The 1606-nt window shown below is 65.5% G+C and carries 1 protein-coding gene and 1 pseudogene; both read left to right on the top strand.

Translation table 11 applies throughout. The features are described from left to right. A pseudogene (locus HX846_RS31555) lies at window positions 1–564 on the top strand (ornithine cyclodeaminase family protein); the annotation flags it as partial. Continuing rightward, a partial coding sequence (locus HX846_RS31560; protein WP_178966901.1) for an aromatic amino acid lyase occupies window positions 561–1606 on the top strand: 1046 nt, incomplete at its 3' end. The pseudogene HX846_RS31555 and the gene HX846_RS31560, both read left to right, overlap by 4 nt.

Here is a 1606-nt window from a genome sequence, read left to right on the forward strand (position 1 = left end):
TATTGGAACGTGCGGCTGCTGGACCACCTGTTCGACTTCGACGAAATCCGCGTGCACTCGCGCCGCAGTGAAAGCCGCGAAGCCTTCGCCGAACGCCTGCGCCGCGACCTCGGCAAGCCGGTGATTGTCACCGACGATTGGGAGTCCACGGTGCGCGGCGCCGACATCGTAGTGGAAGCTTCACGCCTGGATCAGCCGCAACCGTTGCTGCACACCGAGTGGATCAAGCCCGGTGCCTTCGTCGTGCCCTACGGCACCATGAGCGCGGTGGAACTGTCGTTGACCGACATCATGCACAAGCTGGTGGTGGACGACTGGGGCCAGTGCAAGGGCGGGATGTTCGGCGCATTGCGCGCCCATGTCGACGCCGGAAAACTCAGCGCCGAGACCTTGCATGCCGAGTTGGGGCAGATCGTCGCCGGCTTGAAGACCGGCCGGGAAACCCCCGAGGAAACCATCCTGTTCTGGCACCGTGGCTTGAGCCTCAGCGATATCGCCCTGGGCCACGCACTGCTGGAAAAATCCAGACGCCTGGGGATCGGCCAGCGGTTGCGCTGGGCATGATTCACTTCGATCCCGCCGGTTTGACGGTTGAGGATTTGCTGTCGATTGCCCGCCAAGACGCACCGGCTGACTTCAGCGATGCGGCGCGCCAACGTATCGACGAAGGGCATCGACTGTTGCTGCGCCTGGTGGCTGAAGGCACGCCGATTTACGGGGTGACCACCGGCCTCGGTGCGGCGGTGGATACGCAGGTCGCGCCGGAACAGGCAAACATTCCTTTGGGGCGTGCGGTGGGCGTTGGCCGCCTGGCCACGCGTGAGGAATTACGCGCGATCACCGCAGCCCGCTTGGCGGGGTTGGCCCAGGGGCGTTCGGGTATTTCGCCGGGTGCAGCGCAGGCGCTGTTGGCGTTACTCAACTGCGGCATGGAGCCCGCGGTGCCGTTGCTCGGCTCGCTGGGTGAGAGCGACCTGGCGCCGTTGGCGCATTTGAGTCTGGCGCTGAACGTGCCATTGACGGGCAAGGATGGCCTGGCGCTGGTGTCGGCCAACTCCGCGAGCATCGGCCTTGGCGCGTTGCTGGTGGCCGAGGCCGAACAGGCATTGCAGGCCGTGTTGGCGGGGCTGGCGTTGTCGTGTGAAGGCTATCGGGCCAACCTCAGTCCTTTCCAGCCTTGGGCTTCGCGGTTGCGCCCGGCGCCGGGGCAAAGCGGGCAATCAGCGACGTTGCTGGAATTGCTGGCGGGCGGCGAATTGGCCGATAACCCGCGTCGGCTACAGGACCCGCTGAGCTTTCGCTGTGCCACGGTGGTTCAAGGCGCGGCACAACAGGCAGTGCAGGCGTTACGCGAGTTGATCGAACTGGAACTGGCCAGCGGTGCGGACAATCCGGCGTTGATCAGCGAAGACGTGTTGGTGCTGGCCACGGCCAATTTCGACAGCACCCATCTCGCGCTGGCGGCCGAAGGCTTGGGCCTGGCGTTGAGCCGCGTGGCGGTGTGCAGCGCCGAGCGGATTGCCAAGTTGCTGTCGCCGGCCTCCAGTGAACTGCCGCGCTTTCTGATCAACCAGCCCGGGCACGTGGGCATGGCCGCCTTGCAGCG

This window comes from Pseudomonas sp. K5002, from assembly GCF_013386655.1.
In the GTDB taxonomy this organism is placed as follows: Bacteria; Pseudomonadota; Gammaproteobacteria; order Pseudomonadales; family Pseudomonadaceae; genus Aquipseudomonas.